General features: G+C 41.6%; 8 protein-coding genes. 3 read left to right on the top strand and 5 right to left on the bottom strand.

What is annotated here, in order from left to right; all coding sequences use genetic code 11:
* Positions 1-1,298, bottom strand: a 1,298-nt coding sequence (locus ABYB02_RS14065) for a pyruvate carboxylase subunit B (protein ID WP_372763044.1), incomplete at its 3' end; no start/stop codon positions are given.
* Between the two features lie 12 nt (positions 1,299-1,310).
* Complete coding sequence (locus ABYB02_RS14070) at positions 1,311-1,556, bottom strand: OadG family protein (RefSeq protein ID WP_372763045.1); 246 nt, start codon at positions 1,554-1,556, stop codon at positions 1,311-1,313.
* A 503-nt stretch (positions 1,557-2,059) separates the two neighbouring features.
* On the opposite strand from ABYB02_RS14070, the gene ABYB02_RS14075 reads away from it, so the two are divergent.
* From ABYB02_RS14075 to ABYB02_RS14085, 3 genes are all read left to right on the top strand, one after another.
* Positions 2,060-2,230 carry a DUF1328 domain-containing protein gene (locus tag ABYB02_RS14075; RefSeq protein WP_069188181.1) on the top strand — a complete coding sequence of 57 codons (171 nt, stop codon included), beginning with the start codon at positions 2,060-2,062 and terminating at the stop codon, positions 2,228-2,230.
* A gap of 59 nt (positions 2,231-2,289) precedes the next feature.
* Positions 2,290-2,481, top strand: coding sequence for a hypothetical protein (locus tag ABYB02_RS14080; protein WP_372763046.1), 192 nt, complete (start codon positions 2,290-2,292; stop codon positions 2,479-2,481).
* Positions 2,482-2,711: 230 nt separating this feature from the next.
* Positions 2,712-3,179, top strand: coding sequence for a YcxB family protein (locus ABYB02_RS14085; protein WP_372763047.1), 468 nt, complete (start codon positions 2,712-2,714; stop codon positions 3,177-3,179).
* A gap of 46 nt (positions 3,180-3,225) precedes the next feature.
* Here the strand turns inward: ABYB02_RS14085 and csrA are convergent, their stop codons facing one another.
* From csrA to ABYB02_RS14100, 3 genes are all read right to left on the bottom strand, one after another.
* Positions 3,226-3,420, bottom strand: a complete 195-nt coding sequence (gene csrA / locus ABYB02_RS14090; protein ID WP_372763048.1) for a carbon storage regulator CsrA — start codon at positions 3,418-3,420, stop codon at positions 3,226-3,228.
* A gap of 90 nt (positions 3,421-3,510) precedes the next feature.
* A complete protein-coding gene (locus ABYB02_RS14095; RefSeq protein WP_372763049.1) occupies positions 3,511-4,728 on the bottom strand; it encodes an aspartate kinase in 1,218 nt (405 codons plus the stop codon).
* Positions 4,729-5,494, bottom strand: a 766-nt coding sequence (locus ABYB02_RS14100; protein WP_372763050.1) for a DHHA1 domain-containing protein, incomplete at its 5' end; no start/stop codon positions are given. It lies immediately after the preceding gene.

The raw sequence follows: 5,494 nt of genomic DNA on the forward strand, positions 1-5,494 counted from the left end.
ACATCATCAATAACGTCATCTGCCAATGTTAAGCCTTGCTCTTGTGCCGCTTTACTCAACTCAGCTTCTAATGCAGCTAATTCTGGCTGTAGCAGATCGGCAGGACGACAAGTGATCACTTCGCCACCATCGAGTACTCGCTCTTGCAGCTCTTTATTCATAGCAGCTGGCGTAGCACCATATTCACCTTTTAATACCCCTGCCGTTTCTTTAGTAATAGTTTTATAACGCTCACCGGTTAATACATTCAGTACCGCTTGAGTTCCCACAATTTGCGAGGTAGGGGTTACAAGCGGTAAAAAACCTAAGTCTTCACGCACTCGTGGAATTTCTAATAATACTTGGTCTAACTTATCAGCAGCCCCTTGTTCCTTAAGCTGGTTTTCCATGTTTGTGAGCATACCGCCAGGTACTTGTGCCAATAAGATACGGCCATCAACCCCTTTAAGGCTCCCTTCAAATGCAGCGTATTTTTTACGCACATCTCTAAAGTAAGCGGCTATTTCTTCTAAGTGATTTAAATCAAGCCCGGTATCGCGCTCGGTGCCTTCTACAATCGACACTATGGTTTCGGTTGCTGAGTGCCCGTATGTCATACTCATAGATGAAATGGCGGTATCTAGCATATCGATTCCAGCATCAATCGCTTTTTGATAGGTCGCGGTACTTAAACCGGTAGTCGCATGGCATTGCATGGCAATGGGAATAGAAACCGTTTCTTTAAGCCCTTTGATCAGCTGTTCGGCGTCATATGGCTTTAATAAACCAGCCATATCTTTAATACAAATTGAATGACAGCCTAGCTCTTCAAGTTGCTTAGCCAGTGTTAGCCACATATCAAGGGTATGTACCGGACTTACTGTGTAGGAAATAGTGCCTTGAGCATGTGCGCCTACTTTAATGGCCGCTTTAATTGCCGTTTCGAGGTTGCGTACATCGTTCATCGCATCAAAAATACGAAATACGTCAACGCCATTTTTATGCGCACGTTCAACAAACTTTTCTACAACATCATCGGCATAATGGCGATAACCTAATAAGTTTTGGCCGCGTAACAACATTTGCTGTTTCGTGTTCGGCATGGCTTTTTTAAGCGCACGAATTCGCTGCCAAGGATCTTCACCTAAATAGCGAATACATGAATCAAATGTTGCCCCACCCCATGACTCAATTGACCAATAGCCTGCATCATCTAATTTTTTTGCCATAGGTAGCATATCGTCAAGACGCATACGTGTTGCCAATAATGATTGGTGTGCATCGCGTAATACAAGTTCTGTTAATTTTAATTTAGCCATCTCGGTGCTCCTCTATATATTATTTGTTTTGTACTGAGCAATGGCAGCACTAATAGCAGCAATGTGCTCACTAGGCACACCCTGCGCTTTTAAAGACGGGGTTCGGGTCGGGGTTACTAGCTCTGGTTGTGAAAAATGAGAAACCAGCTTAGACATAAGCGTAACGAAACCAATTAATAACGAAAGAAATACAAATACCCCGATCATACCGGTTAGCATTAAGTTGCCTGCTGTTGTGAGTAAAGCACCGATATCCATTAACTTCTCCTTTGAAGTGGTTTTGAAATAAAAAATCGATTTATTTAAATAAATATTCACTGGATAATAACAAAACTCTTCACTTTGTCTACACCTTGTAAATTGGTATAACCAATTCAAACAAGCCCAACATACCATTAACACGGCTAAAAGCGCCCAAGTAGCGCAAAATCACCGAAAAAACACCCTGTATAGACTTTAAAAATAGTGATTATAAATAAAGGTTATATAAAAGGAGGACACCATTCATAAAAATAACCTAAATTTCCAGTTGAGAGGTAAATCTACCGTACCAATGGAAAATGGTCTTACCACAAATGAAGTATGCAAGATATTTTCCTTGCTATGAATATGTTACATAGCACAGCGTAATTATTACCATTGCAATAGTTACTAAAACACCAACAAATCCCCATAACCAACTGTTTTTAATAGCTAATAATAACTGGCATACAACTGGCATTAACAGTTAGGAACTAATTTGATAAACCAAGGAGCATACAATGTTACGCTGGACAATTACTTTCTTAGTTATTGCTTTAATTGCTGCAGTATTAGGGTTTGGCGGTATCGCAGGCGCCGCAGCGGGGATTGCAAAAATTATCTTTTTTATCTTTTTAGTACTTTTAGTTATTTCTTTAGTATCTGGTGCGCTGAGAGGCAAAAAACCCTAAGTAGATAACTAATTAAAGTCTAAAAATTATTTCAATAAACTTTTACAAGGAATGACAATATGAATTCAACAACTTTAAAAGCAGCGTTAATCGGTCTTTTCGCAAGTGTATTTATTATGGGTTGTGAAGATAACCATGCTGAAGATGCTGGCGAACGTATTGATGAAGCTGTTACCGATGTGCAAAACAAAGTTGAAGATGCATGTGAAGAGGTTAAAGAAGGTGTCAACGCAGAAGAAACCAACTGTTAATCGCCGTTTTGAAAAAAGGCTCAAATTGAGCCTTTTTTTATGCCGGTCAGCTGCTGTTATTGCCTGCTAGCCGTGCAGCTTAAATTCCCTCTTGCTTTGTTACAGCTCAATAACACAGCTTATAGCTACCATCGGCGATTGCTATTACAGTGATTTTTTTATTGTAATAAGCGGCGCAATTAATGCCTCAGCTTGCTAAAATAGCATAAACTCGGTTTTAAGAAAGTCTTATGGTATTAACGACAAACTACACACTTGATAAAGCTTACTTTTATGAATGCTTTGATGAATCACTACCTTACAGCAAACGCGCCCAACCCAAATATCTGTTATTAGTATTATTAGTGGCTTTGGGGCTCTTTGGTATTTATGGTTTAGATGATCATTACTTAGGAACGTTTCTGATCATGGTTGCGCTACTTGAATGCGTTGCGTTTTACTATCGCCGCCCTTGGTGGGTGACAAGACAAATGCTCAGCCGTGCGTCGGGTTCAGAAGTAACCTTAACATTTGATGATGAAGGTATAAAGTCGAGTAACTTTTATAAAAACACCTCGTTACAGTGGCAAGATATTCAACAAGTGATTACGACAGAGCGCGGCATATTATTACAAACTAAACAAGGTATGCACTATCTCTCAAAGCAAATTTTAAACAGCGAAATCATTAATCTTATCAACAAAAAAGCCACTCAGTGAGTGGCTTTTGGCAATAACTCAGCACACAGCTGAGTTATTTAGTTGATTAAGCATTGCCGCCTGCTTCAGGATTAGACTTTTCAGCTTGTATACGCATGTAAATTTCTTCACGATGAACTGAAACATCTTTTGGTGCGTTAACACCGATACGAACTTGATTCCCTTTTACACCTAGCACAGTCACAGTGACTTCGTCACCGATCATTAGGGTTTCACCTACTCTACGAGTTAGTATTAGCATTCTTTTGCTCCCATGTTCCAATAAAATTATAAGATTCCGCAGTAACATTTTAATGAAAATTAGACTAAAAAGTAAGTAAAAACTATCAATCTATTCATTTTCTGTTAAAAATACCTTATGTAATGCACGCACAGCCAACTCTAAGTATTTTTCATCTATTAGAGCCGATATTTTAATTTCTGAAGTAGACACTAAAATAACGTTGATATTTTCTGCCGCTAATGCAGCAAAAAATAAACTCGCTACCCCTGAGTGCGACTTCATACCTATGCCCACAGCAGACACTTTAGCTACCGAGGTTAGTCCATCTATCTTTTGCGCTGTTAATTCGCATTGCTGACTGGTTAAAATCTCAAGTGCGTGTAAGTAATCGTCTGAGTGTACAGTAAAAGCATAGTCTACTTTTGCAACGATATGATTAATTTGGTTAATCATATCTATTTCGATACCTTTCTCTGCAAAAAGTTGCAAAATTTTTGCTAAATACTGGGTACCGGCTGATACCCCATGCACTGTTATCAAACTTTCATCACGGTTAAACGCAATTCCCGATACCATCTTACCTGGCATATCGTTCTCCTCAAAACTAATCAAGGTGCCAGCATCGGGGTTAAAACTCGATAACACCCGCAGTGGCACATTATGCTTTCCTGCAGCCTCTACAGAGCGAATATGCAGGACTTTCGCCCCTAAACTAGCCAGCTCCAGCATTTCAGCAAAAGTGACCTGCTGCATGCGTCGTGCATTAGGTTCAATGCGCGGATCTGTAGTATATACGCCATCAACGTCGGTATAGATCTGACATTCATCCGCTTTTATTGCACCAGCTATTTCAACCGCCGAGGTATCGGTGCCGCCACGCCCTAATGTGGTAATGTTGCCCTCAATATCACGGCCTTGAAAACCCGCAATAATAGCAATGCGGTTATGCTCAAGTTCGTGCTTTAATCGGGTTGCGGCGACCTCTGCTACGCGGGCTTTACCAAACATGTTATCCGTTAAAATGTTAACCTGATCAGCCACTAAACTGACCGCAGAATGGCCACGTTTAATAATGGCCATTGCTAACAAAGCCACAGCAACCTGCTCTCCGGTACTCATTAATACATCAAGTTCACGACTGCTCGGGCGAGCATCTATTTGTTTGGCGAGATTAATTAAGCGGTTGGTTTCTCCCGACATCGCCGAGAGCACCACAACCACTTGATGACCTTGTTGTTTGGTTTTAACAACAAGGTCGGCGACCGCTTCAATTCGCTCAATGGAGCCAACCGACGTGCCGCCGAACTTTTGGACAATCAGTGCCACTTACGCGTGTGTTTTCTCTGTTAACCACGCTGTGACACTGTCTAATGCGGCACTCAGGTTTTCTGGCTCAGAACCACCTGCTTGCGCCATATCAGGACGACCGCCGCCTTTACCCCCTACTTGGCCCGCCATATGGTTCACCAACTCACCCGCTTTTACTTTAGCGGTTAAATCTTTAGTGACACCGGCAATCAGGCTCACTTTATCGCCATTGGCAACACCTAGGGCAATCACTCCCGAGCCAATTTTGTTTTTCAGGTCATCAACCATGCCACGTAGCGCTTTAGACTCAGTGCCTTCAACGTTAGCCACTAATAGTTTAATCCCATTAATTTCTACCACTGAATCAAGTAACGATGCACCTGCCGCACTGGCAAGTTTATCGTTAAGTTGCGCAATTTGCTTTTCAAGGCCTTTGGCTTTTTCAAGTAACGCAGTTACTTTATCAAGTACTGAGGCACTATCACCTTTAACTAACGCGGCTACATCGTGAAGTTGTTGCTCTTGTTCACTGACAAATGCAATCGCATCTGCGCCAGTAACCGCTTCAATTCGACGTACACCCGCAGCAATACCGCTCTCAGAAACTATTTTAAATAAACCAATATCGCCAGCACGATCAACATGCGTACCACCACACAGCTCAATAGAGTAATCACCAATGGTCACTACGCGCACTTCATCATCGTATTTTTCGCCAAATAACGCCATCGCCCCTTTCGCTTTTGCCTCGTCAATGGCCATTAGCTCAGTGCCAAGTGCAAAG

Source organism: Pseudoalteromonas sp. (assembly GCF_041613455.1).
Lineage (GTDB): Bacteria > Pseudomonadota > Gammaproteobacteria > Enterobacterales > Alteromonadaceae > Pseudoalteromonas.